Here is a 25,176-nt window from a genome sequence, read left to right on the forward strand (position 1 = left end):
CTGAACTGAAATGCAAAAGGCCCCGGCGTTTGAACTCCGGGGCCTTTTTTTGCCTACAGGTTTTGCGATCGTTCCCACGCAGAGCGTGGGAACGATCAGTTACCTCAGGTGAACTCGAAGGTGTCGGCATCCAGATTCGCCGGAAAGCGCTCGCGATACGCCGCCAGTGACGCCGCCTCCAAAACCACCTTGAACACCCCGTCCGCCTCCCCCGCCGCCAGCAAGGTTTCCCCCTGGAAATCCAGCACCTGACTGTCACCGGTGTAGGCGAAGCCCTTGCCGTCCGTGCCGACGCGATTCACCGCCGCCACATAGCAAAGGTTTTCGATGGCTCGCGCCGGCAACAGGCGATTCCAGTGCAGACGCCGCGCGCCCGGCCAGTTGGCGGTGTACAGCAACAGATCAGTGTCCTGCGCATCGCGGCTCCACACCGGGAAGCGCAGGTCGTAACAAATCAGCGGACGGATGCGCCAGCCCTTGAGTTCGAACTGCACCTGACGTTCGCCGGGGGTGTAGTGATTGTGCTCACCGGCCATACGGAACAGGTGACGCTTGTCGTAATGCAGCACTTCGCCGTCCGGCCGCGCCCACAGCAGGCGATTGCGATGGCTGCCGTCGGCGGCCTGGATAATCACACTGCCGGTAATGACCGCATTGAGCTTCGCCGCCTGAACCCGCAGCCATTTGCTGGTCGGGCCATTCTCGGCTTCGGCAAGGGTTTCGGATTCCATGGAGAATCCGGTAGTGAACATCTCCGGCAGAACGATCAGATCCGCCCCCCGCGCCTGCTCCAGCAACACCGCGAAATGTTCAAGGTTGGCCTGGCGGTCATGCCAGGCCAGGCTGGTCTGGATCAGCGCCAGGTTCAGATCAGGTAACGCACTCAGATCACGCATAGTTTTGCCGCCGCTTCACGCAGCGTCTCCTCGCGTTTGGCAAAACACAGACGCACCAGGCGCTGGCCTTGCGGTGGGTTCTGGTAGAACACCGACACCGGGATACTCGCCACGCCGTGTTCGCGGGTCATCCATATGGCCATCTCGACGTCGTTGAGGTCGGGACGGATCTGCGAGTAATCGACCAGTTGGAAATAGGTGCCGGTGACTCGGGTGAAGGTGAAACGCGACGGCGCCAGCAGATCGCAGAACAGATCGCGCTTGGCTTGGTAGAAGCCCGGCAACTCTTCGACGTGTTCCGGGTGCTCGGCCATGTAATCGGCCAGCGCATATTGCAACGGCGTGACGCCGCAGAAACTGACGTACTGGTGGACCTTGCGCAGTTCGGTGGTCAGCGCTGGCGGCGCGACGACGTAACCGGTTTTCCAGCCAGTGACGTGATAGGTCTTGCCGAACGAGCTGACCACGAATGCGCGCTGATACAGCTCTTCATGGGCCAGCACGCTGACGTGCGGCACGCCGTCGAACACCAAGTGTTCGTAGACTTCATCGCTGATCAGGTAGATGTCGCGACCACGGATCAACTCTGCCAGTTGATCGAGTTCGGCACGACTGATCAGTGCGCCGCTCGGGTTGTGCGGGGTGTTGATGACGATCATTTTCGTGCGCGGACTCAGGGCAGCAGCGAGTTGATCGAAATCGATGGAGAAGTCGTTCGGATTCAGTTGTACATGTACGCAACGACCGCCCGCCAACTCCGTCGCCGGTTCGTAGCTGTCGTAGCACGGATCGAACACGATAACTTCGTCGCCGCTGTGGATAACCGCCTGAATCGCACAGAAGATCGCCTGGGTCGCGCCCGGCGTGACCGTCACTTCACTGTCGGCATTGACTTGCACGCCATAGCTGCGAGCGATTTTCGCCGCAATCTGCTCGCGCAGCGCCAGCAGGCCAGTCATCGGTGAATACTGGTTGTGGCCACTGGCGATGTGCCGACCGACCGCGTCACGCAGGGACTGCGGGCCGTCGAAGTCAGGAAAACCCTGGGACAGATTGATCGCTCCGGTCTGGGCCGCGAGCTGAGACATCTGCGTGAAAATAGTGATGCCGACATTCGGCAGCTTACTCGTGATCATCGGGGGTTCCCTGCTCAACACCCGGCTCTGACGACGGCGCGGGAGAGCCCGAGGATAGCCCATCCGGCGCCCATAAAAAAAGGGCGCCGGATGGCACCCTTCTCTCATGTTGATCGTTCCCGCGCTCTGCGTGGGAACGATCAACGAGCCGCGACCTTATTTCTTGTCGCGGCGCTTCTTGCTGGCTTTCTTGTTGTGCGACATCAAGCGACGCTTCTTGTTGACCTGGCGGTCGGTCAGCGTGTTCTTGTTGCCTTCGTACGGGTTCTCGCCGCCCTTGAACTCGATGCGGATCGGCGTACCGACCAGCTTCAGCACACGGCGGTAAGTGTTCTCCAGATAGCGCACGTACGACTTCGGCACTTTCTCGATCTGGTTACCGTGGATCACGATGATCGGCGGGTTCGCACCACCCAAGTGGGCGTAGCGCAGCTTGATCCGGCGGTTGTTGACCATCGGTGGCGCGTGCTCGCCCACCGCGTCTTCCAGAATCTGGGTCAGACGGTTGGTCGGCCAGCGGGTGACCGCCGACTTGAACGAGTTCTGTACCGACGCGTAGAGGTTACCCACGCCAGTGCCGTGCAGGGCCGAGATGAAGTGGATGTCGGCGTAGTCAACGAAGAACAGGCGACGTTGCAGCTCGACCTTGACGAAGTCGCGCTCGCTCGGCGTCATGCCGTCCCACTTGTTGATCGCGATCACCAGTGCACGACCGGATTCGATGGCGAAGCCCAGCAGGTTGAGGTCGTGATCGACCACGCCTTCGCGGGCGTCCATCACGAAGATCACCACGTTGGCGTCTTTGATCGCCTGCAGGGTTTTCACCACAGAGAATTTTTCGACTTCTTCGTGGATCTTGCCGCGCTTGCGCACGCCGGCGGTGTCGATCAGCGTGTACTTCTCTTCATTCCGTTCGAACGGGATGTAGATACTGTCGCGGGTGGTGCCCGGCTGGTCATAGACGATAACCCGGTCTTCACCGAGCATGCGGTTGACCAGGGTCGACTTGCCGACGTTCGGACGACCGATGATGGCGATCTTGATCCCGTCTTTTTCGCTCGGGCCAGGAATGCGCTTGGCTTCCTCGCCTTCGGCAACGATCTCTTCTTCGCCGTCTTCCGGCTCTTCTTCGTCTTTGGGGAAATCACCCAAGGCGATTTCCAGCATCTGCGTGATGCCACGGCCGTGAGCACCGGCGATCGGGATCGCGTGGCCCATGCCCAGAGGGGCGAATTCAGCGCGGGCCATTTCCGGGTCGATGTTGTCGACCTTGTTGGCGACCACGTAGGAACGCTTGTTACGTTTGCGCAGGTGTTCGGCGATCATCTGGTCGGCGGCGGTAAAACCGGCCTTGGCATCTACCAGGAACAGCACAACATCCGCTTCTTCAATGGCCAGCAGCGACTGCTCGGCCATTTTTTCGTCCATACCGTGCTCGTCACCGGAGATACCACCGGTGTCGACCAGAATGTAGGAACGCCCTTGCCACTTGGCCTCACCGTACTGGCGATCACGGGTCAGACCGGACAAGTCGCCGACGATGGCGTCGCGAGTCCTGGTCAGGCGGTTGAACAAGGTGGACTTGCCGACGTTCGGTCGGCCCACCAGGGCGATTACGGGAACCATGCGGCTCTCCACTTCGTTATTTCAGAAAATACAAAAGCCGCTGCGAGGCAGCGGCTGGTGCTCGGGGCAACGCCTGTTAGCGCTGCAAGCCCCATGAATCCGGGGCCGCCTGGGGGTTTAACCCCAAGCATAGTTGTTACTTGATGGTCAGGGCTTCCAGTTTGCCGCTGTTGCCATAGACATAAATCGTGTCACCCACCACCAGCGGACGGGCACGCAGGCCGTCGCTGTCGATGCGCTCACGGCCGACGAAACGACCGTCAACCTGGCTCAGCAGGTGCAGATAACCTTCCAGGTCACCGACTGCAACATAGCTGGAGAACACTTCCGGAGCCGACAGTTGACGACGAGCCAGCGAATCGTTGCTCCACAATGCTGTGGTGGAACGTTCGTCGACGCCTTCAACGGTGCCCGAGGACAGGCTCACGTAAACGCTGCCGAAACCCTGAGCGATACCGGCGTAGCTCGACGCATCGCGCTGCCAGAGTTGACGACCGCTTTCCAGGTCCAGTGCCGCCACGCGACCCTGATAGCTGGCAACGTACAGCGTACCGCCGGACAACAGCAGACCGCCGTCGATGTCGACCACGCGCTCCAGTTCCGAACGACCTTGTGGAATCGCGATCCGTTGTTCCCACACCGGCACGCCGTTGGAAATATCCAGAGCGACCACTTTACCGGTCGACAGGCCAGCCACCGCGAGACGGTTGGTGACCAGCGGTGCGCTGGTGCCACGCAGGGTCAACACGGCCGGGGTGCTGTCATACACCCAGCGCTGAGTACCGGTGGAAGCATCCAGACCGATCAGACGATCGTCCTGGGTCTGTACCACCACCACGTCGCCGTTGTTGGCCGGCGGCGCGAGGACTTCGCTGTTCACACGAGCGCGCCACTTCTCTTCACCGTTGCTGGTGTCCAGAGCAACGACTTCGCCGCGCAGCGTACCGATCAGAACCAGACCGTAACCCACGCCAACGGCGCCGGAGACAGGCAGGTCAAGATCCTGCTTCCATTTCACGTCGCCATTGCCGCGATCCATGGCCATCACCACGCCGGTTACATCGGCGGCGTAGATGGTGTCACCGTCGATCGCCGGCACCAGCATGTTGTAGGTTTCGCCCTGACCGTCACCGATCGAACGACTCCACTGCTTGTGCAGAACCACTTCTTCTTTGAAGTCGGTCAGTTCAGCCGGTGGCAATTCTTTTTTGCTGTTGCTGCTGCAACCCGCGGCCAGAAGGGCCAGAGCCAGCAATGCTGCATGCTTCCAACGGATCACGTCACGCATCCCCTTTGGCCAGGTCGTCGAGCTTGATTTGAAGGCCACCGACCGCCGCTTCATCCGACAGTGCCGCCTTGGCTTTTTGATACGCCTTGTTCGCGTCATCGGTACGGCCCAGCTGTACCAGCAGGTCGCCCTTGAGTTCTTCGCGAGTGGCCAGGAACGCTTTGTCGGCATCGCCGTCGAGCAGTTTCAGGGCATCTTCAGCCTTGTTCTGCGCGCCGAGTACCTGCGCCAGACGCTGACGGGCGATTTCGCCCAGCGCCGGGTTGGCCGGTTTGTCGACAATGGCTTTCAGTTCGGCCGCAGCGTCATCCAGCTTGCCGCTGTCGACCGCCACTTTGGCCACGAACAGGCTGCCGTACTGCGCGTAGGCGGAACCGCTGAATTCGCTGTTGAGCTTGCCGGCCAGATCCGCAACGCGGGCCGCATCAGGCTTGCCGTCAGGCGTCAGCGTGGTTTCCAGCAGTTGCTGATAGAGCACCGAGGCGCCTTGCGACTGGTTGCTCTGGTATTTGTGATATGCCTGCCAGCCGAACACGATGACCAGCGCCAACAGGCCGCCAGTGACCAGAGGTTTGCCGTTGCGTGTCCACCAGTCCTTCAAATCCGCCAACTGTTCGTCTTCGGTACTCGACACCCCAATACTCCTTAATCGCTAAATCGGCTGTTTGGACAGCTTCAACCCTGCACGACGCAGGTGGCCAGGTGAGCGGCGAGCGCATCCCAGGCAATGCTTTGTTGTTCGCCCTGGCCACGCAGGGGTTTGAAACCTACCACTTGCTGGGCCATTTCGTCGTCACCGAGGATCAGTGCGTACAGCGCACCGCTCTTGTCGGCCTTCTTGAACTGGCTTTTGAAGCTGCCGGCGCCGGCATTGACTTGCAGACGCAGGTTTGGAAGTTGATCACGAACACGTTCAGCCAGAGCCAGACCGGCCAGCTCGGCTTCTTCACCGAAGGCGCACAGATAGACATCGACCTGACGGGAGATTTCTTCCGGGATCTGCTCCAGGGTTTCCAGCATCAGCACCAGACGTTCGATGCCCATGGCGAAACCGACGCCGGTGGTCGGCTTGCCACCCATTTGCTCGACCAGACCGTCGTAACGACCGCCCGCGCAAACAGTGCCCTGGGCGCCGAGTTTGTCGGTGACCCATTCGAATACGGTTTTGCTGTAGTAATCGAGGCCGCGCACCAGTTTCGGGTTGAGCACGTAAGGAATGCCGACGGCATCCAGACGCGCTTTCAAACCTTCAAAGTGCGCACGGGATTCGTCGTCGAGGTAGTCGGCCATTTTCGGCGCATCGACCAGCACCGCTTGAGTGTCGGCATTTTTCGTGTCGAGCACGCGCAGCGGGTTGGTTTTCAGGCGACGCTGGCTGTCTTCGTCGAGTTTGTCGTGGTGCGCCGAGAGGTACTCGACCAGCGCTTCACGATAACGCCCACGGGACTCGCTGGTGCCGAGGCTGTTGAGTTCAAGCTTGACCGCATCACGAATGCCCAGCTCGCCCCACAGGCGCCAGGTCATGGTGATCAGCTCGGCGTCGATGTCCGGGCCGTCGAGGTTGAACACTTCCAGACCGATCTGGTGGAACTGGCGATAACGGCCTTTCTGCGGACGCTCGTGGCGGAACATCGGGCCGATGTACCAGAGTTTCTGCACCTGGCCACCGCCGGTAATGCCGTGCTCGAGTACGGCACGCACGCACGCCGCGGTACCTTCCGGACGCAAGGTCAGGGAGTCGCCGTTGCGGTCTTCGAAGGTGTACATCTCTTTTTCGACGATGTCAGTGACTTCACCAATCGAGCGTTTGAACAGCTCGGTGAATTCAACGATCGGCATGCGGATCTGCTTGTAACCGTAGTTATCCAGCAGACGCGCAACGGTGCCCTCGAAATAACGCCACAACGGGGTCTGCTCGGGCAGGATGTCATTCATGCCACGAATGGCTTGCAGAGACTTGCTCACTTTAAATCCTTAAATTCGTTCGGCGCTTCAATCAGGCTCAGCCGCGCGCAATAACCGCAGCGTCAGCTTCGACCTTTTCGGCCGCTTTCTGGCGGATCAGCTTTTCCAGCTCGTCCACCAGATTGTCATTCGTCAGTTTCTGCGACGGCTTGCCGTCGATGTAAATCAGGTTTGGCGTGCCGCCGGTCAAGCCGATATGGGCTTCCTTGGCTTCGCCGGGGCCGTTGACCACACAACCGATCACCGCGACATCCAGCGGCACCAGCAGGTCTTCAAGGCGCCCTTCCAGCTCGTTCATGGTTTTCACCACATCGAAGTTCTGCCGCGAGCAGCTCGGGCAGGCGATGAAGTTGATGCCACGGGAACGCAGATGCAAAGACTTGAGAATGTCGTAACCGACCTTCACTTCCTCGACCGGGTCGGCCGCCAGCGAGATGCGGATAGTATCGCCAATCCCCTCGGCGAGCAGCATACCTAGGCCCACGGCGGATTTCACTGTGCCCGAACGCAATCCACCGGCTTCGGTGATGCCCAGGTGCAGCGGCTGAACGATTTCTTTCGCCAGCAAGCGGTAGGCTTCGACGGCCATGAACACGTCAGAGGCCTTAACGCTGACTTTGAAGTCCTGAAAATTCAGGCGTTCGAGATGCTCAACGTGACGCAAAGCAGATTCGACCAGCGCAGCAGGGGTCGGCTCGCCGTATTTCTTTTGCAGGTCTTTTTCCAGTGATCCGGCGTTGACGCCGATGCGGATCGGAATGCCGCGATCACGCGCTGCATCGACCACCGCCCGAACACGGTCTTCACGACCGATGTTGCCCGGGTTGATACGCAGGCAGTCCACGCCCAGTTCGGCCACGCGCAGAGCGATCTTATAGTCGAAGTGGATGTCGGCAACCAGCGGCACCTTGACCAGTTGTTTGATCTTGCCGAACGCCTCGGCGGCGTCCATGTCCGGCACCGAGACGCGGACGATGTCGACGCCGGCGGCTTCCAGACGATTGATCTGTGCAACGGTGGCGGCAACGTCATTGGTGTCGCTGTTGGTCATGCTCTGCACCGCGATCGGCGCGTCGCCGCCCACCGGTACGTTGCCGACCCAGATCTTGCGCGAAACGCGACGTTTGATTGGAGATTCGCCGTGCATGACTTATTGACCCAACTTCAGGCGAGCAGTCTCGCCACTGGTGAACGGAGCGATATCGACCGGCTGGCCGTTGTAGCTGACCTGCGCGGCGCGGGCAACGCCCAGACGTACGTTAAGCGGCGGCTTGCCGGAAACGGTGACGCTATCGCCTTTATGCTTCAGACCACTGAAAATCACTTTGCCACGGCCATCGGTCACTTGTGCCCAGCAATCGGCACTGAACTGCAGTTGTACCTGACCATCGCCAGCCACCGGAGCGGTTGCTTCTGCGGTCGCTGCCGGTGTAGCAGGAACGACCGGAGCGGTGACGGTCGGCGCTGGAGTGGTTGGCGCGGGGCTAGCCGGGGTAGCGACAACCGGCGCCGGTGTATGAACCGGGGCGGTCGGCGTTGCAGCCGGTGCTGCTGGAGCAGTTGCCGGAGCAGCGCCTTCTGCACCAGTCGATTCAGCCGTGGTTTCCGACTGAGGCAGCGCCAACGCCGTTGAAGTATCGGCCTGGTTTTCCTCGACAGCCTGGTCCTCCGGCTCGTCGATCGGGTGAATCTGAGTCGTGCCGTCAGCACCTTCGACTTCAACGTGCTCAGGGGCCAGGGACGTCAGGTCCTTGGTGCGCTGGGATGTCTGATCCTGCCACCAGACGAAACCGCCGCCGATGACCGCGATCAGCAACAGCAGGCTGACAATACGCAAAATGGTGTGGGAAACCCGCACCGGCTCTTCGATACGGCCGAGGGCGTGAACATTGCTGCCCTGGGAATCGGTACCGGTGGACTGGTCGAACTGCTGAACCAGAACGGTCTGGTCCATGCCGAGCAATTTGGCATAAGCGCGAATGTAACCGCGAGCGAAGGTATGCCCCGGCAGCTTGTCGAAAGCGCCGGCTTCAAGATTGCTCAGGGAAGTCACGGTGAGGTTGAGCTTGAGGGCCACTTCGGCCAGCGACCAGCCATTGCTTTCGCGGGCCTGGCGCAGGGTCTCACCGGGGTTAACGCGATTCGCTGCTACAACTTCGGGATGCGCCGCTTTCATCATTGCTCCGACAGGTATTGCTGATATTCCGGCGTACCGGGATAGAGTCGTTTTAATTGCAGGCCATAACTGGCGGCCTTGTCGCGATCTTCAAACACTTTTGCCAGCCGAACGCCGAGCAATAGACTACGTGCATTTTGTTCGGTCAACTGGCTGAAACGGTCGTAATAGTCTCGCGCGGGCACATAATGCCTGTCTTCGAAGGACAACTCAGCCATTTCCAGCAACGCGCGTGGTTGTTGACGGTTCAAACGCAGTGCTTTCTCCAGCTGTTGCTGCGCCAGATCACGCTGACCGAGCTTCGCCGCCGTCATGCCGAGGTTCTCGAACACACGCGAACGCTCAGGATACAGGGTATCGGCGGCCGCCTGTTCAAAACGCTCGTAGGCTTCTTTATAACGCTGTTGTTCGTAGAGAAAACTGCCGTAATTGTTGAGGATGCGCGCATCGGCGGGACGGGAGGACAAAGCCTTGCGGAAGTGTTCGTCGGCCAGCTCAGGCTCCATTTCGGACTGAAACACCAACCCGAGGGCAGCGTTGGCGTCAGGATCGGAACCGTTGATTTCCAGCGCCTTCTTCAGCGGCACCTTGGCCCGCTCGGTCATGCCTTGCTGCAAGTATCCCAGCCCCAACTGCACGTAGGCAGCCCGCGCTTCATCGCGGCCCTTGCTGGTCTTCATCGGGTTGTAGTCACCCGACAGGACACAACCAGCACACAGGCTGGCCAACAGCAACAGCAGCGCAAAGCGCAGGGACATAGAGATCCTCTCTTAATTTGTGTTCGCGGCGTTCTGTGCCAGATCGCTGTCGGCGCTCAACTCGCGCACTGCGATGTAACGTTCGCTGCGACGGGTGCGATCCAGCACCTGCCCTACCAATTGACCACATGCAGCGTCGATGTCTTCACCACGAGTGGTGCGGACAGTGACGTTGAAACCGGCCTGATGCAACTGATCCTGGAAACGACGGATCGCGTTGTTGCTTGGCCGCTCGTACCCGGAGTGCGGGAACGGGTTGAACGGAATCAGGTTGATCTTGCACGGAATGTTCTTCAGCAGCTCGATCATCTCGACGGCGTGTTCAACCTTGTCGTTGATGTCCTTGAGCAAGGTGTACTCGATGGTCAGCACACGCTTCTCGCCAAGGGCGGACATGTAGCGCTGGCACGACTCGAGCAGCATCTTAAGCGGATATTTCTTGTTGATCGGCACCAATTGGTTACGCAATGCGTCATTCGGTGCGTGCAGGGACAACGCCAGGGAAACGTCGATGTGCTTGGCCAGCTCATCGATCATCGGCACCACACCCGAGGTGGACAGGGTCACGCGGCGCTTGGAGATCCCGTAGCCGAGGTCATCCATCATCAGATGCATGGCGGCAACGACGTTGTCGAAGTTCAGCAGCGGCTCACCCATGCCCATCATCACCACGTTGGTGATGGCACGGTCGACGGTTGCCGGGACACTGCCGAAAGATTTGTTGGCAATCCACACCTGACCGATGACTTCGGCGGCGGTGAGGTTGCTATTGAAGCCTTGCTTGCCGGTGGAGCAGAAACTGCAATCCAGGGCACAGCCCGCCTGGGACGAAACGCACAGAGTGCCGCGTTTGCCCTGGGGAATGTACACGGTCTCGACGCAGCTGCCGGACGCCACGCGCACCACCCACTTACGGGTGCCGTCGCTGGAGATGTCCTCGCTGACCACTTCCGGACCACGGACCTCAGCAATGGCCTTGAGCTTGTCGCGCAAGGCCTTGCTGACGTTCGTCATGGCGTCGAAATCATCGACGCCAAAGTGGTGAATCCATTTCATTACCTGACCGGCACGGAAACGCTTCTCCCCGATTGAGTCGAAGAATTTTTCCATTTCCTGTTGAGTCAGACCCAGCAGGTTGGTTTTTACAGTCGATGTAGTCATGGATTCACCTTCACTCTTAAGCCAATGCTTAGCGAGTGGTTACTTCAGTAGCTGCGAAGAAGTACGAGATTTCACGAGCAGCTGCGGCTTCGGAGTCCGAACCGTGAACAGCGTTGGCGTCGATGGAATCAGCGAAGTCAGCGCGGATGGTGCCGGCAGCAGCTTCTTTAGGGTTGGTAGCGCCCATCAGCTCACGGTTCAGAGCGATAGCGTTTTCGCCTTCCAGAACCTGAACAACAACAGGACCGGAGATCATGAAAGCAACCAGGTCGCCGAAGAAACCACGAGCGCTGTGCTCAGCGTAGAAGCCTTCAGCTTCAGCTTTGGACAGTTGCTTCAGTTTCGAAGCTACAACGCGCAGGCCGGCTTTTTCGAAACGAGTGGTGATTTCGCCGATGACGTTTTTTGCAACAGCGTCAGGCTTGATGATGGAGAAAGTGCGTTGAACAGCCATGGTGTAACTCCAGAAACGGTAATTTGCGAAAAATTAAACCCGCGAATTATACGCGGGTTCTTGGGTATTGCCTAACCTGCGAGGACGATCAGTCCAATTCTTCAGCCCAGAGCGTCTGAACCGCTTCCAACACCTTCTCGCCTACGCGACCAGAGGTATTGTCAAAATCCGGCAGTTCTTTGATCCATTGCTGCAAGTCGACGAAGTTGACAGAAAACGGATCTACACCCGGCTTGGCCTCGGCCAATTCTTCTGCAATACGTTGAACATCATTCCAACCGTAGCTCATGACAGTCTTACCAGTCAGTGCGGCGCTTCAGCCGCATGGTTAAGCGAATATTTCGGAATTTCGACGGTGATGTCTTCTTCACCGACGATCGCCTGGCAAGCCAGACGCGATTGCGCTTCCAGGCCCCAGGCGCGATCGAGGAAGTCTTCTTCCAGCTCGTCGGCCTCTTCCATCGAGTCGAAACCCTCGCGGATGATGCAGTGGCAGGTGGTGCAAGCACAGACGCCGCCGCAGGCGCTTTCCATCTCGATGTGGTGTTCGTGGGCCAGTTCGAGAATCGATGTGCCGGGCGCAGCCTCGACCACCATGCCTTCAGGGCAGAACTTCTCGTGTGGCAGAAAAATGACCTGCGGCATCAGATATCCTCGATTTCATTCAGATTGCGCCCCGACAGAGCGGCTTTCACCGTCAGATCCATGCGGCGGGCAGCAAAAGCATCGGTCACTTGCGACAGACGCTTGGTCTGCTGCTCGATGGCGTAACCATCCGTACCTTTCATCAGTTCGGCCAGTTCCTGCAACTGCAGATCGATGACCATGCGCTCTTCAGCGTCGAGCAAACGCTCGCCATCCGCCTCCAGAGCGCCCTGCACCGCTTCGATCAGGCGCTGGGCATCGACTTGCTGCTCACGCAGAACGCGGGCGACTTTGTCGTCATTGGCATGCTGGAACGAATCCTTGAGCATTTTGGCGATTTCGCCGTCGGTCAGACCGTAGGACGGTTTGACCTGAATGCTTGCCTCAACGCCTGAACCCAACTCACGGGCGGAAACGCTGAGCAGACCGTCGGCATCGACCTGGAAGGTCACGCGAATCTTCGCAGCGCCGGCGACCATCGCTGGAATGCCGCGCAATTCGAAGCGCGCCAGCGAGCGGCAGTCGCTGATCAGCTCGCGCTCGCCCTGCAATACGTGGATCGCCATGGCCGACTGGCCATCTTTATAAGTAGTGAAATCTTGTGCGCGAGCGACGGGGATGGTGGTGTTGCGCGGAATCACCTTCTCCATCAGACCGCCCATGGTTTCCAGACCCAGGGACAGCGGAATCACGTCGAGCAGCAGCAGTTCGCCACCATCGCGCTTGTTGCCTGCCAATGTATCGGCCTGGATCGCGGCACCGATGGCCACCACTTGATCCGGGTCAATTTCAGTCAGAGGCTGACGACCGAAGGCTTCGGCAACGGCTTCGCGAACGCGCGGCACGCGAGTCGAACCGCCGACCATGACCACAGCGTGCACGTCTTCCAGCTCGATACCGGAATCGCGAACGGCGCGACGGCAGGCTTTCAGGCTGCGAGCGACCATCGGCTCGATCAGCGCATCGAAGGCTTCACGGGTCAGCTGTGCTTTCCAGTCGCCATAGGCCACTTCAACGCTGGCCGCATCGGTCAGGGCTTCTTTGGCCGCGCAAGCGGTTTGCAGCAGATTGCGTTGTGCGCCCGGATCGAGATCGGCAGACAGGCCCGCGCTCTCGATGATCCAGCCGGCAATCGCGTGATCGAAGTCATCGCCACCCAGCGCGCTGTCGCCGCCAGTGGCCAGAACTTCAAAAACACCGCCTGTCAGACGCAGAATCGAAATATCGAAAGTACCGCCGCCCAGGTCATAAATCGCGACCAGGCCTTCAGCGTGTTGATCCAGACCGTACGCCACAGCGGCAGCGGTCGGCTCATTGAGCAGGCGCAACACGTTCAGACCGGCAAGTTTCGCCGCATCCTTGGTGGCTTGGCGCTGAGCATCATCGAAGTAAGCAGGAACGGTGATCACCGCGCCAACCAGTTCGCCACCCAACGTCGCTTCAGCACGCTGACGCAGCACCTTGAGGATATCGGCGGAGACTTCGACCGGGCTTTTCGGGCCTTGCACGGTATCGATGAACGGCATGTGCGATTCGCCACCGACAAAGCGGTATGGCAGTTGCTCGCCCAATTGCTTGACGTCGGACAGACCACGACCCATCAAGCGCTTGACCGACAGCACGGTGTTCAAAGGATCGGACGCAGCGGCCAGTTTGGCCGACTCGCCGACTTCGACGTGATCGGCGTGGTAACGCACAGCGGACGGCAGGATGACCTGCCCGTTTGCGTCGGCCAACGGCTCGGAAAGACCACTGCGCAACGCAGCGACCAGCGAATTGGTAGTGCCCAAGTCGATCCCCACAGCCAGACGACGCTGGTGCGGTTGAGGACTTTGGCCGGGTTCGGCGATCTGCAGTAGGGCCATCGTGATCAGGACTTATCTGTATATCAGGCGTGCGACCGGAGCGGCACTGGGTTAATCGTCGAGGCGCTCTTCTAACTGGCGCACTTCGTAGGTGAGCTTGTCGAGGAACTGCATGCGCCGCATCAGGCGTTCGGCCTGTTCGCGTTGCGCTGCATCATCCCAACAGGCTGCGAAGCTTTCATTGAGTTCTTCCTGAGCCACTTTCAGGCGCCGCTTGAACACCGCGACACCGTCGAGGTCGGCACTGTCCTGGAGGTCTTCGAGCTCTTCGCGCCATTGCATCTGCTGCAGAAGAAACTCGGGATCATGGACCGTGACTTCCATCGGCACTTCATGCCCGCTGATGGTCAGCAGGTAGCGTGCGCGCTGGGCCGGACTCTTGAGCGTCTGATAGGCGTCGTTGAGCCGTGCAGACTGCTCCAGAGCCGACCTTTGCTCACGCTCGGAAGCGTCGGCAAAACGGTCAGGATGAACGCCGCGCGCCAACTCACGATAGCGCGTGGCCAACTGTTCGAGATCCAGACGGAAACCCGGTTGCAGCTCGAATAAAGCGAAATGACAAGGAATACCCACGACAAGCCTCAGATGTTGAAGCTTTCGCCGCAGCCACATTCACCGCGTACGTTGGGGTTGTTGAACTTGAAGCCTTCGTTCAACCCTTCCTTGACGAAATCGAGCTCGGTGCCGTCCAGGTAGGCCAGGCTTTTCGGGTCGATGATCACTTTTTCGCCGTGACTCTCGAACACCTGATCCTCTGCAACCACCTCGTCGACAAACTCCAGCACGTAGGCAAGGCCGGAACAGCCTGTGGTGCGAACACCCAGACGAATCCCTTCACCTTTGCCGCGCCCGTCGAGGGAGCGCCGCACGTGTCGAGCAGCCGCTTCTGTCATGCTGATAGCCATCGGTGACTCCTTACTCGTCGCCAAATCCAGAAAGTCAGATCAAGCCTTTCTTCTGCTTGTAATCGCGAACAGCCGCTTTGATAGCGTCTTCAGCCAGTACCGAGCAGTGAATTTTCACTGGCGGCAGGGCCAGTTCTTCGGCCAGCTGGGTGTTCTTGATGGTTTCGGCTTCGTCCAGGGTCTTGCCCTTCATCCACTCGGTGGCGAGGGAGCTGGAAGCGATGGCCGAACCGCAGCCGTAGGTCTTGAACTTGGCATCTTCGATGATGCCAGCGTCGTTGACCTTGATTTGCAGGCGCATCACGTCGCCGCACGCCGGAGCGCCGACCATGCCGGTGCCGACATCAGGATCTTCCGCGTTCATCTTGCCGACGTTGCGCGGGTTTTCGTAGTGGTCGATGACCTTTTCGCTGTAAGCCATGATTCTCAATCCTCACTCATCAGGGCCGCTCTTGAGACCCTGCAACTGCGCTGCGTAAACCGCCGCGTCGCTACAGTATCTGTATCTGGCGGCTTCTATATTTAGTGTGCCGCCCACTCGATTTTCGAGATATCGACGCCGTCTTTGTACATGTCCCACAGCGGCGACAGAGCGCGCAGCTTGGTAACGGCCTCGCAGACTTTCTGCGCGGCGTAGTCGATTTCTTCTTCGGTGGTGAAACGGCCGAAGGTGAAGCGGATCGAGCTGTGTGCCAGTTCGTCGTTGCGGCCCAGGGCGCGCAGCACGTACGAAGGCTCCAGCGACGCCGAGGTGCAGGCCGAACCAGACGATACCGCCAGATCCTTGAGCGCCATGATCAGCGACTCGCCTTCAACGTAGTTGAAGCTCAGGTTCAGGTTGTGCGGAACGCGGGCGGTCAGGCTGCCGTTGACGTACAGCTCTTCCAGATGCTCGACCTGCTTGTAGAAGCGGTCGCTCAAGGCTTTGATACGGACGTTTTCAGCAGCCATGTCTTCTTTGGCTACGCGGAACGCTTCACCCATACCGACGATCTGGTGGGTCGCCAGGGTGCCGGAACGCATGCCGCGCTCGTGACCGCCGCCATGCATGGTCGCTTCAATGCGCACACGCGGCTTGCGGCTGACGTACAGCGCGCCGATGCCTTTAGGGCCGTAGGTTTTGTGGGCGGAGAACGACATCATGTCGACTTTCAGTTTCTGCAGGTCGATCTCGACTTTGCCAGTGGACTGAGCGGCGTCGACGTGGAACAGAACGCCCTTGGCGCGGAGCATTTCGCCGATCGCGGCGATGTCGTTAACGGTGCCGATTTCGTTATTCACGTGCATTACGGAGACCAAAATGGTGTCTTCGCGCAGTGCAGCTTCAATCATGGCCGGGGTGATCAGACCGTCTTCGGTCGGCTCGAGGTAAGTAACCTCGAAACCTTCACGCTCCAGTTGGCGCATGGTGTCCAGGACAGCCTTGTGCTCGATCTTGGAGGTGATCAGGTGCTTGCCCTTGGAGCCGTAGAAATGTGCCGCGCCCTTGATTGCCAGGTTGTCGGACTCGGTAGCACCGGAAGTCCAGACGATTTCGCGCGGATCAGCGTTGACCAGATCGGCCACCTGACGACGGGCGTTTTCAACGGACTCTTCAGCCTTCCAGCCGAACACATGGGAACGGGACGCCGGGTTACCGAAGTTTCCGTCGACCAGCAGGCATTCACTCATTTTTTGCGCAACACGCGGATCAACCGGGGTGGTCGCAGAGTAATCAAGGTAAATCGGCAATTTCATGGACTATCTCCTAAATCAGGGCTGGCGTGCCGCTAGCTCTCTGGCTGTCATTCGACGGCGGACGCTTCAATCTTGTCCAGGCGTGGCGCCTTGCTGTTGCAACGGCGCTGGTCCTGACGCTGGGCTACTTCTTGCACCTCACGGCGAGTCACAAGATCAGCCAAGCTGATACCACTTAGAAATTCGTGAATCTGCAGGCTCAAATCGCACCACAGATGATGGGTCAGGCAGGTGTCGCCGGAATGGCAATCGCCCTGGCCCTGGCATTTGGTGGCATCGACCGATTCGTTTACTGCATCGATCACCTGGGCGACCTGGATGCCCTGCATCTCGCGGGACAACTGATAGCCACCACCCGGGCCGCGAACACTGGAAACCAGGTTACTGCGGCGCAGCTTGGCGAACAGCTGTTCGAGGTAGGACAGGGAGATGCCTTGGCGCTCGGAGATATCGGCCAGGGACACGGGCCCGTGCTGCGCGTGCAACGCCAGGTCAAGCATGGCGGTCACGGCGTATCGGCCTTTTGTAGTCAGTCGCATGGACAGTTACCACGGAGTTCAGAATGGGGCGAGTATGCAATTCCCGAGTATTTAAGTCAACTTTAAGACCTAGTACTTTAGTCAGGATTACCCGCAAAAGAGCGCGCGCATCATAGCAAAGGCTGGCGGCTTGCAGCCAGCAGTACCGCGTTATCGTTCTTCGCGAGCAGGCTCGCTCCCACACTGGAACGCTATTCCCTGTGGGAGCGAGCCTGCTCGCGAAGGAATCGGCGCGGTTTAGCTGGCCTGACTCTGATCCTTACCCTTCACACAGGCAAAGTCTTCTTCACGCAGCTCAGGCAGATCTTTCGCACAGTAATTGCTACCCAGATCCTTCAGCGCGCCGCACATCCCCTCCAGCCGCCCGTCCACCGCTTGCAGGTGATCGAGCAACTGACCAATGGCACGCGCCACCGGGTCGGGCATGTCTTCGCTGACGCCGTAGGCATCGAAACCGATCTTCTCGGCCATGGCCTTGCGCTTGGCATCCTGCTCTTCATCGGACTTGACGATGATGCGCCCGGGAATACCGACAACCGTGGCGCCCGGCGGTACTTCTTTGGTCACCACGGCGTTGGAACCAACCTTGGCACCAGCGCCGACGGTGAACGGGCCGAGCACCTTGGCGCCCGCGCCCACGACCACACCATCACCCAGCGTCGGGTGGCGTTTGCCCTTATTCCAGCTAGTGCCGCCGAGGGTCACGCCCTGATAAATAGTCACGTCATCGCCAATCTCGGCGGTTTCACCAATGACGATACCCATGCCATGGTCGATAAAGAAACGACGACCGACCTTGGCCCCCGGGTGAATCTCGATCCCGGTCAGCCAGCGACCGAAGTTCGACACCAGCCGCGCCAGCCATTTCAGTTCGTTGCACCACAGCATGCCGGCCAATCGATGGATCCAGATCGCATGCATGCCGGGGTAGCAGGTCAGGACTTCAAAAGCGTTACGCGCCGCCGGGTCTCGATGGAATACGCTCTGGATATCTTCACGCAAACGCTCAAACATCATTTAGTCCTTCCGCTTAAGAAGCTCACCACGGGCCGCTTTCTGGGTTTCCGTGAGGATGCCACGCAAAATGTTCATTTCCGCCCGACTGACCGAGCTGCGTCCGTACAACCGGCGCAGGCGCGCCATCAAGTGCCGCGGCTTTTCCGGATCGAGGAATTCGATGGCGACCAGCGTCTGCTCCAGATGCTCATAAAAGCGCTCCAGCTCATCCATGGTCGCCAGCTCGGCGCTTTTCACCGAAGCCACTTCTTCCTTCTCGATCTTGCTCGGCTGACCTTGGGTGGCCAGCCAGGCCATGCGCACCTCATAGCTCAACACCTGCACCGCCGCGCCGAGGTTCAGCGAGCTGAACGCAGGGTCGGACGGGATGTGCACGTGAAAGTGACATCGCTGCAGCTCTTCGTTGGTCAGACCGGAATCTTCACGACCGAATACCAGAGCGATTTCGGCGCCCTGCCCGGCTTCTTCAACCACTTTGGTGCCGCACTCGCGCGGATCCAGCAGTGGCCAGGGAATCCGGCGGTCACGGGCGCTGGTGCCAAGCACCAGATTGCAGCCGACCAAGGCATCTTCCAAGGTGGCGACGACTTGCGCATTTTCAAGGATGTCACCGGCACCGGAAGCACGAGCATCGGCTTCGTGGTGCGGGAAGACCCGCGGTTCGACCAGCACCAATCGCGACAGACCCATGTTTTTCATGGCGCGCGCGGCCCCGCCGATGTTGCCGGGGTGGCTGGTATTGACCAGGACGACACGAATGTTCTGCAGCAAGGGAGGCGCTCTCGGACACAGGAAAGGGGTGCAAATCTTACAGAACAGCCTACCGTTAAGCTATGAAAGCGAACAGCGTCCTTCACCTGAAGAAAAGTTCTGATAGAATGCGCGGCTTTCTTTAACAACCTTAGGTGACACATCCATGCAGCCCATGCTGAATATCGCGCTGCGCGCCGCCCGCAGCGCCAGTGAACTGATCTTCCGCTCCATCGAGCGCCTGGATACCATCAAGGTCGACGAAAAAGACGCCAAGGATTATGTATCCGAGGTCGATCGCGCCGCTGAACAGAAAATCATCGACGCGCTGCGCAAGGCTTACCCGAATCACTCGATCCAGGGTGAAGAAACCGGCCTGCACGCCGGCACCGGCATCGAAGGCGAAGAGTACCTGTGGATCATCGATCCACTGGACGGCACCACCAACTTCCTGCGCGGCATTCCTCACTTCGCTGTCAGCATTGCCTGTAAGTACCGTGGTCGCCTGGAACACGCAGTGGTTCTGGACCCGGTTCGCCAGGAAGAATTCACCGCCAGCCGTGGTCGCGGCGCCCAACTGAACGGTCGTCGCCTGCGCGTCAGCGGTCGCACCAGCCTTGACGGCGCCCTGCTGGGTACCGGCTTCCCGTTCCGTGATGACCAGATGGATAATCTCGACAACTACCTGGGCATGTTCCGCGCCCTGGTTGGCCAGACTGCCGGCATCCGCCGCGCCGGCTCCGCCAGCCTGGACCTGGCCTATGTCGCCGCTGGTCGCTTCGACGCGTTCTGGGAGTCGGGCCTGTCCGAGTGGGACATGGCTGCAGGCGCCCTGCTGATTCAAGAAGCCGGCGGCCTGGTGAGCGACTTCACCGGCGGTCACGACTTCCTTGAAAAAGGCCACATCGTTGCCGGCAACACCAAATGCTTCAAGGCAGTACTGACGGCGATCCAGCCGCACCTGCCGGCTTCGCTGAAGCGCTAAGCTTCACGCGAAAGGAAAAAAGCACCCTTCGGGGTGCTTTTTTTATGCCTATATTCAGGCCGAAACAAATCCTTGTGGGAGCGAGCTTGCTCGCGAAAGCGGTGGAACAGCCTGCATAGATGCTGAATGCCAGACCGAAATCGCGAGCAAGCTCGCTCCCACAGGGGATCCGGGGCGCGCCAGAAATGGCGGGCACAAAAAAAGCACCCCGCAGGGTGCTTCTTTCTAAACGGTCGGCCTGTTACTGACCTGGCTCATTCTGCGACAGAATCAACTTGCCTTCCTTGTCGACCGGAATCTGGTTGCCCGGATCGCGATCCATCCGCACTTTACCTTCCTTGCCATCGAGCGAGTAACGCACGTCGTAACCGACGACCTTGTCGCTGATGTCGTTGACCGTGTTGCAGCGGGTTTGCGTGGTGGTGTAGGTATCACGCTCTTGCATGCCTTCCTGCACCTTGTTACCCGCATAACCGCCACCGACCGCACCGGCCACCGTGGCAATTTTCTTGCCGGTGCCGCCGCCAATCTGATTACCCAGCAAACCACCTGCCAGCGCACCCACAACGGTACCGGCAATCTGGTGCTGATCTTTTACCGGTGCCTGACGCGTCACTGTCACGTCCTTGCACACTTCACGTGGAGTCTTGATCTGTGTTTTAACCGGCTCGACGGCCAACACTTGCGCATACTCAGGGCCGCTTTTAACCAGGCTGTAGGTGGCAACAGCACCCCCGGCAGTTACACCGACAGCACCCAATACCGCACCAACCAGCAACGACTTGTTCACATGAACCTCCTGACCATCACATGCGGGACACGCCCGCGCTTCTCCCAGCCTTGGAGCATAAAAAAAGGCGCGAGTTCAACTCGCGCCTTTCTTGGGCTGACAGCCGGGAAAACGATGGCCGTTATGGACGGTCGTCGACTTCCTTCTCGGTGTTCGCCGGAGGAATCAGATCCTCAGTGCTCAGGTTCAGCCAGATCAGCACCACGTTAGCGATGTAGATCGACGAGTAAGTACCCGCCAGAACACCGATGAACAGGGCAATCGAGAAACCGAACAGATTGTCGCCACCGAAGAACAGCAGTGCCGCGATCGCCAGCAAGGTGGAGATCGACGTCGCCATGGTCCGCAGCAGGGTCTGGGTGGTCGAGATATTGATGTTCTCGATCAGCGAAGCCTTGCGCAGGACACGGAAGTTCTCACGAACCCGGTCGAATACCACGATGGTGTCGTTCAACGAGTAACCGATGATCGCCAGTACCGCCGCCAGCACCGTCAGGTCGAAGGTGATCTGGAAGAACGACAGGATACCGATGGTCACGATCACGTCGTGGATCAGCGAAACGATGGCGCCGACCGCGAATTTCCACTGAAAGCGGAAAGCCAGGTAGATCAGGATGCCGCCGAGCGCCAGCAGCATGCCGAGGCCGCCCTGGTCACGCAGCTCTTCACCGACCTGCGGGCCAACGAACTCGACGCGCTTGACCGTCGCCGGGTTATCACCGCCGAGCTTCTGCAGCGCTTCCGCGACCTGATGCCCCAACTGCGGATCTTCACCCGGCATACGCACCAGCAGATCGGTGGTTGCACCAAAGCTCTGCACGATGGCCTCGTGGTAACCCGAAGTCACCAGCTCTTCACGCACCTTGGTGACATCGGCCGGACGCTCGTAGGTCAGCTCGATGAGCGTACCGCCGGTGAAGTCCAGGCCCCAGTTCATGCCCTTGGTAGCGACGCTGAAAATAGCCAGCAACGTGAGAAACACTGTGACGCCGAACGCGAAGTTGCGAACGCCCATGAAGTTGATTGTACGTAACATGGCAGCCCCTTAAATCCACAACTTCTTGAAGTCACGTCCGCCAAAGATCAGGTTGACCATTGCGCGGGTCACCATGATGGCCGTGAACATCGAGGTAAAGATCCCGAGGGACATGGTCACTGCGAAACCTTTGACCGGGCCGGTGCCCATGGCAAAGAGAATCCCGCCGACCAGCAACGTGGTCAGGTTGGCGTCGAGAATCGCGGTGAATGCCCGGCCGAAGCCTTCGTTGATTGCACGCTGCACGGTCATGCCGGCGGCGATCTCTTCACGGATCCGCGAGAAGATCAGCACGTTGGCGTCGACCGCCATACCCATGGTCAGCACGATACCGGCGATACCCGGCAGGGTCAGCGTTGCACCCAGCAGCGACATCAAGGCCAGCAGCAGCACCATGTTCACCGCCAGTGCGACGGTGGCGATGATGCCGAAGAAGCGGTAGATGGCGATGATGAACAGCGACACGAACAGCATGCCCCACAGCGACGCATCGATACCTTTGGTGATGTTGTCCGCACCCAGGCTCGGGCCGATGGTGCGTTCTTCAGCGAAGTACATCGGTGCAGCCAGACCACCGGCACGCAGCAACAGCGCGAGTTCAGACGATTCGCCCTGACCGTTCAGGCCAGTGATGCGGAACTGAGCCCCCAGCGGCGACTGAATGGTCGCCAGGCTGATGATCTTCTTCTCTTCTTTAAACGTCTGAACGGCAACGTCTTTCTCGACGCCATCGACCACTTGCTTGGTGTAAGTGGTGACCGGACGCTGTTCGATGAAGATCACCGCCATGCTGCGACCAACGTTCGAACGGGTGGCGCGACTCATCAGCTCACCACCATGACCATCCAGACGGATGTTCACTTCTGGTGTGCCGTGCTCACCAAAACCAGCCTTGGCATCGGTAACCTGGTCACCGGTGATGATCAGACCACGTTCGATCTGTGCTGGCGGACGCTTGCCTTCGCGGAACTCGAAGGTTTCCGAAGTGGCTTTCGAAGCACCCGGCTCTGCAGCCAGACGGAACTCAAGGTTGGCCGTCTTGCCGAGAATACGCTTGGCTTCGGCAGTGTCCTGCACGCCCGGCAGCTCAACCACGATGCGGTTGGCGCCCTGGCGCTGAACGATTGGTTCGGCAACACCCAGCTCGTTGACGCGGTTACGTACCGTGGTCAAGTTCTGCTTGATGGAGTATTCACGGATTTCCGCCAGCTTGGCCGGGGTCATCGCCAGACGCAGCACCGGTTGACCGTTGAGGTCGGCCGGAACAATGTCGAAATCGTTGAAGTTCTTGCGGATCAGTGCACGGGCCTGTTCGCGGGAGTCTTCATCGCTGAAGCCCAACTGAATGGCACCGCCGAGTTGCGGCAGGCTGCGATAGCGCAGCTTCTCTTTGCGCAGCAGGCTCTTGACGTCGCCTTCGTAAACTTTCAGGCGTGCATCGAGGGCTTTATCCATGTCCACTTCCAGCAGGAAGTGCACACCACCGGACAAGTCCAGACCCAGTTTCATCGGGTGCGCGCCCAGGTTGCGCAGCCATTGCGGGGTGGTCTGTGCCAGGTTCAGCGCGACGACGTAGTCGTCACCCAATGCCTTGCGCACAACGTCTTTGGCCGGCAGCTGATCTTCAGCCTTGCTCAGACGGATCAGACCGCCCTTGCCGTTTGCCGCCAGCGTGGCTGCCTTGACGTTGATCCCGGATTCCTTGAGCGCAGTGCTCACACGGTCCAGATCAGCCTGATTGACTTGCAGCGCAGTGCTTGCACCGCTGACCTGAATGGCCGGGTCATCAGGATAAAGATTGGGAGCGGAATAAATCAGACCGACCGCCAGCACCGCCAGGATCAGAATGTATTTCCACAGAGGATATTTGTTCAGCATCACGCCGCCCGTTATGAACGCGGGGCGCCTTGCGCGCCCCGTCGATTGAGTAGAAGTTGTTGCTTCAGATCGCTTTCAGCGTGCCTTTTGGCAGCGTGGCGGCGATGGCGCCTTTCTGGAACTTCATTTCCACGGTGTCGGAAACTTCCAGAACCACGAAGTCATCGGCAACTTTAGTGATCTTGCCGGCGATGCCGCCAGTGGTCACAACTTCGTCACCTTTCTGCAGGCTGCTCAGCAGGTTCTTCTGCTCTTTGGCGCGCTTGGCCTGTGGACGCCAGATCATCAGGTAGAAGATGACCAGGAAGCCGACCAGGAAAATCCACTCGAAACCGCCGCCCATTGGGCCGGCAGCAGCCGGTGCAGCCGCGTCAGCCATGGCGTTAGAGATAAAAAAGCTCATTTAGCACTCCAGTTGCAAATGTTGAATCTTGGGGTCAGAAAACTCAGTCCAAAGGCGGAACGGGGAGCCCGCGTTTGGCGTAGAAGGCATCGACAAAGGCGGCCAATGTACCCTGTTGAATAGCCTCGCGCAAACCAGCCATCAGCACCTGATAATGGCGCAAGTTATGGATGGTATTGAGCATGCTTCCCAGCATTTCGCCGCACTTGTCCAGGTGATGCAGATAAGCGCGGGAGAAGTTCTGGCAGGTATAGCAATCGCAGGTCGGATCCAGCGGCGATTCATCATGGCGATGGAACGCGTTACGGATCTTCAGCACGCCGGTATCAATGAACAGATGCCCATTGCGGGCATTACGGGTTGGCATCACGCAATCGAACATGTCCACACCGCGGCGCACACCCTCAACCAGATCTTCCGGTTTGCCAACGCCCATAAGGTAACGAGGTTTGTCAGCCGGCATCATGCCCGGCAGATAATCCAGGACTTTGATCATCTCGTGCTTCGGCTCGCCCACCGACAGACCGCCGATGGCCAGACCATCGAAGCCGATCTTGTCGAGGCCTTCCAGCGAGCGCATGCGCAGATCCTGGTGCATGCCGCCCTGCACGATGCCGAACAGCGCCGCGGTGTTGTCACCGTGGGCATTTTTCGAACGCTGAGCCCAGCGCAGCGACAGTTCCATCGACACGCGCGCGACGTCTTCGTCAGCCGGGTACGGCGTGCATTCGTCGAAGATCATCACGATGTCGGAGCCGAGATCACGCTGCACCTGCATCGATTCTTCCGGGCCCATGAACACTTTGGCGCCGTCGACCGGGGAGGCGAAGGTCACGCCCTCCTCCTTGATCTTGCGCATCGCGCCGAGGCTGAACACCTGGAAGCCACCGGAGTCGGTGAGGATCGGGCCTTTCCACTGCATGAAATCGTGTAGGTCGCCGTGTTCCTTGATCACTTGGGTGCCAGGGCGCAGCCACAGGTGGAAGGTGTTGCCGAGAATGATTTCTGCGCCAGTGGCAACGATGTCACGCGGCAACATGCCCTTGACCGTGCCGTAGGTGCCCACCGGCATGAACGCTGGGGTCTCGACGGTGCCACGCGGGAAGGTCAGGCGACCACGCCGGGCCTTGCCATCGGTGGCCAGAAGTTCAAAGGACATGCGACAT

At 59.3% G+C, this 25,176-nt stretch carries 27 protein-coding genes; 1 reads left to right on the top strand and 26 read right to left on the bottom strand.

What is annotated here, in order from left to right; genetic code table 11:
• Window positions 1-104: 104 nt before the first annotated feature.
• The 21 genes from AC1DVF_RS12145 to trmJ all read right to left on the bottom strand — a co-directional run bounded on the left by AC1DVF_RS12145 (window position 105) and on the right by trmJ (window position 18,939).
• Complete coding sequence (locus tag AC1DVF_RS12145; protein WP_099757099.1) at window positions 105-896, bottom strand: amidohydrolase; 792 nt, start codon at window positions 894-896, stop codon at window positions 105-107.
• The gene (locus AC1DVF_RS12150) at window positions 884-2,032 is read right to left on the bottom strand and encodes a pyridoxal phosphate-dependent aminotransferase (protein ID WP_460092191.1); all 1,149 of its coding nucleotides are present in this window, start codon (window positions 2,030-2,032) and stop codon (window positions 884-886) included. Before AC1DVF_RS12150 ends, AC1DVF_RS12145 begins: the two co-directional genes overlap by 13 nt.
• Before the next feature lie 156 nt (window positions 2,033-2,188).
• A complete protein-coding gene (der, locus tag AC1DVF_RS12155; RefSeq protein ID WP_093430647.1) occupies window positions 2,189-3,658 on the bottom strand; it encodes a ribosome biogenesis GTPase Der in 1,470 nt (489 codons plus the stop codon).
• Window positions 3,659-3,794: 136 nt separating this feature from the next.
• On the bottom strand, window positions 3,795-4,946 hold the full coding sequence (bamB, locus tag AC1DVF_RS12160; protein WP_034156262.1) for an outer membrane protein assembly factor BamB: 1,152 nt from the start codon (window positions 4,944-4,946) through the stop codon (window positions 3,795-3,797).
• Entirely contained in the window at window positions 4,939-5,580 is a 642-nt protein-coding gene (locus AC1DVF_RS12165) for a YfgM family protein (protein WP_093430648.1), read from the bottom strand. The genes bamB and AC1DVF_RS12165 overlap by 8 nt, the downstream gene beginning before the upstream one ends.
• 41 nt (window positions 5,581-5,621) lie before the next feature.
• Window positions 5,622-6,911: a histidine--tRNA ligase gene (gene hisS, locus AC1DVF_RS12170; protein WP_016984369.1), complete on the bottom strand. Its 1,290-nt coding sequence runs from the start codon at window positions 6,909-6,911 to the stop codon at window positions 5,622-5,624.
• 37 nt (window positions 6,912-6,948) lie between these two features.
• The gene (ispG, locus tag AC1DVF_RS12175; protein ID WP_003227888.1) at window positions 6,949-8,058 is read right to left on the bottom strand and encodes a flavodoxin-dependent (E)-4-hydroxy-3-methylbut-2-enyl-diphosphate synthase; all 1,110 of its coding nucleotides are present in this window, start codon (window positions 8,056-8,058) and stop codon (window positions 6,949-6,951) included.
• A gap of 3 nt (window positions 8,059-8,061) precedes the next feature.
• The gene (locus AC1DVF_RS12180; protein ID WP_093430649.1) at window positions 8,062-9,087 is read right to left on the bottom strand and encodes a RodZ domain-containing protein; all 1,026 of its coding nucleotides are present in this window, start codon (window positions 9,085-9,087) and stop codon (window positions 8,062-8,064) included.
• Window positions 9,087-9,845 (bottom strand): type IV pilus biogenesis/stability protein PilW, encoded by a 759-nt coding sequence (gene pilW / locus AC1DVF_RS12185; RefSeq protein ID WP_116255149.1) that lies wholly within the window; start codon window positions 9,843-9,845, stop codon window positions 9,087-9,089. Before pilW ends, AC1DVF_RS12180 begins: the two co-directional genes overlap by 1 nt.
• 12 nt (window positions 9,846-9,857) lie before the next feature.
• Window positions 9,858-11,006 (bottom strand): dual-specificity RNA methyltransferase RlmN, encoded by a 1,149-nt coding sequence (rlmN, locus tag AC1DVF_RS12190; RefSeq protein ID WP_016984373.1) that lies wholly within the window; start codon window positions 11,004-11,006, stop codon window positions 9,858-9,860.
• Window positions 11,007-11,034: 28 nt separating this feature from the next.
• On the bottom strand, window positions 11,035-11,460 hold the full coding sequence (ndk, locus tag AC1DVF_RS12195; protein WP_007916882.1) for a nucleoside-diphosphate kinase: 426 nt from the start codon (window positions 11,458-11,460) through the stop codon (window positions 11,035-11,037).
• Window positions 11,461-11,548: 88 nt separating this feature from the next.
• Entirely contained in the window at window positions 11,549-11,749 is a 201-nt protein-coding gene (gene iscX / locus AC1DVF_RS12200; RefSeq protein WP_008084655.1) for a Fe-S cluster assembly protein IscX, read from the bottom strand.
• Window positions 11,750-11,763: 14 nt separating this feature from the next.
• A complete protein-coding gene (gene fdx, locus AC1DVF_RS12205; protein ID WP_007916885.1) occupies window positions 11,764-12,105 on the bottom strand; it encodes an ISC system 2Fe-2S type ferredoxin in 342 nt (113 codons plus the stop codon).
• Window positions 12,105-13,970 (bottom strand): Fe-S protein assembly chaperone HscA, encoded by a 1,866-nt coding sequence (gene hscA, locus AC1DVF_RS12210; RefSeq protein WP_093430652.1) that lies wholly within the window; start codon window positions 13,968-13,970, stop codon window positions 12,105-12,107. Before hscA ends, fdx begins: the two co-directional genes overlap by 1 nt.
• Before the next feature lie 51 nt (window positions 13,971-14,021).
• Complete coding sequence (gene hscB / locus AC1DVF_RS12215) at window positions 14,022-14,543, bottom strand: co-chaperone HscB (protein ID WP_007916889.1); 522 nt, start codon at window positions 14,541-14,543, stop codon at window positions 14,022-14,024.
• A gap of 8 nt (window positions 14,544-14,551) precedes the next feature.
• The gene (gene iscA, locus AC1DVF_RS12220; RefSeq protein ID WP_003227904.1) at window positions 14,552-14,875 is read right to left on the bottom strand and encodes an iron-sulfur cluster assembly protein IscA; all 324 of its coding nucleotides are present in this window, start codon (window positions 14,873-14,875) and stop codon (window positions 14,552-14,554) included.
• A gap of 34 nt (window positions 14,876-14,909) precedes the next feature.
• Window positions 14,910-15,296: a Fe-S cluster assembly scaffold IscU gene (gene iscU, locus AC1DVF_RS12225; RefSeq protein WP_007916892.1), complete on the bottom strand. Its 387-nt coding sequence runs from the start codon at window positions 15,294-15,296 to the stop codon at window positions 14,910-14,912.
• 101 nt (window positions 15,297-15,397) lie between these two features.
• Window positions 15,398-16,612, bottom strand: a complete 1,215-nt coding sequence (locus AC1DVF_RS12230) for an IscS subfamily cysteine desulfurase (RefSeq protein ID WP_007916899.1) — start codon at window positions 16,610-16,612, stop codon at window positions 15,398-15,400.
• 47 nt (window positions 16,613-16,659) lie between these two features.
• Window positions 16,660-17,151 carry a Fe-S cluster assembly transcriptional regulator IscR gene (gene iscR, locus AC1DVF_RS12235; protein WP_038362955.1) on the bottom strand — a complete coding sequence of 164 codons (492 nt, stop codon included), beginning with the start codon at window positions 17,149-17,151 and terminating at the stop codon, window positions 16,660-16,662.
• 237 nt (window positions 17,152-17,388) lie between these two features.
• A complete protein-coding gene (gene cysE, locus AC1DVF_RS12240; protein WP_477782504.1) occupies window positions 17,389-18,165 on the bottom strand; it encodes a serine O-acetyltransferase in 777 nt (258 codons plus the stop codon).
• A gap of 3 nt (window positions 18,166-18,168) precedes the next feature.
• The gene (gene trmJ, locus AC1DVF_RS12245; protein ID WP_477782505.1) at window positions 18,169-18,939 is read right to left on the bottom strand and encodes a tRNA (cytosine(32)/uridine(32)-2'-O)-methyltransferase TrmJ; all 771 of its coding nucleotides are present in this window, start codon (window positions 18,937-18,939) and stop codon (window positions 18,169-18,171) included.
• 145 nt (window positions 18,940-19,084) lie between these two features.
• On the opposite strand from trmJ, the gene suhB reads away from it, so the two are divergent.
• On the top strand, window positions 19,085-19,903 hold the full coding sequence (suhB, locus tag AC1DVF_RS12250) for a type III secretion system regulator SuhB (RefSeq protein WP_016773320.1): 819 nt from the start codon (window positions 19,085-19,087) through the stop codon (window positions 19,901-19,903).
• 241 nt (window positions 19,904-20,144) lie between these two features.
• Here suhB and AC1DVF_RS12255 read toward each other — a convergent pair whose 3' ends face one another.
• The 5 genes from AC1DVF_RS12255 to tgt all read right to left on the bottom strand — a co-directional run bounded on the left by AC1DVF_RS12255 (window position 20,145) and on the right by tgt (window position 25,169).
• Window positions 20,145-20,693, bottom strand: coding sequence for a glycine zipper 2TM domain-containing protein (locus AC1DVF_RS12255; RefSeq protein WP_007956693.1), 549 nt, complete (start codon window positions 20,691-20,693; stop codon window positions 20,145-20,147).
• Window positions 20,694-20,814: 121 nt separating this feature from the next.
• The gene (secF, locus tag AC1DVF_RS12260) at window positions 20,815-21,729 is read right to left on the bottom strand and encodes a protein translocase subunit SecF (RefSeq protein ID WP_186624502.1); all 915 of its coding nucleotides are present in this window, start codon (window positions 21,727-21,729) and stop codon (window positions 20,815-20,817) included.
• Window positions 21,730-21,738: 9 nt separating this feature from the next.
• Window positions 21,739-23,607: a protein translocase subunit SecD gene (gene secD, locus AC1DVF_RS12265; RefSeq protein ID WP_099757103.1), complete on the bottom strand. Its 1,869-nt coding sequence runs from the start codon at window positions 23,605-23,607 to the stop codon at window positions 21,739-21,741.
• Between the two features lie 64 nt (window positions 23,608-23,671).
• Window positions 23,672-24,010: a preprotein translocase subunit YajC gene (gene yajC / locus AC1DVF_RS12270; RefSeq protein ID WP_007916913.1), complete on the bottom strand. Its 339-nt coding sequence runs from the start codon at window positions 24,008-24,010 to the stop codon at window positions 23,672-23,674.
• Window positions 24,011-24,053: 43 nt separating this feature from the next.
• Window positions 24,054-25,169 (bottom strand): tRNA guanosine(34) transglycosylase Tgt, encoded by a 1,116-nt coding sequence (gene tgt / locus AC1DVF_RS12275; RefSeq protein WP_162130185.1) that lies wholly within the window; start codon window positions 25,167-25,169, stop codon window positions 24,054-24,056.
• Window positions 25,170-25,176 lie beyond the last annotated feature (7 nt).

It is taken from the genome of Pseudomonas sp. P4_D7 (assembly GCF_056401755.1).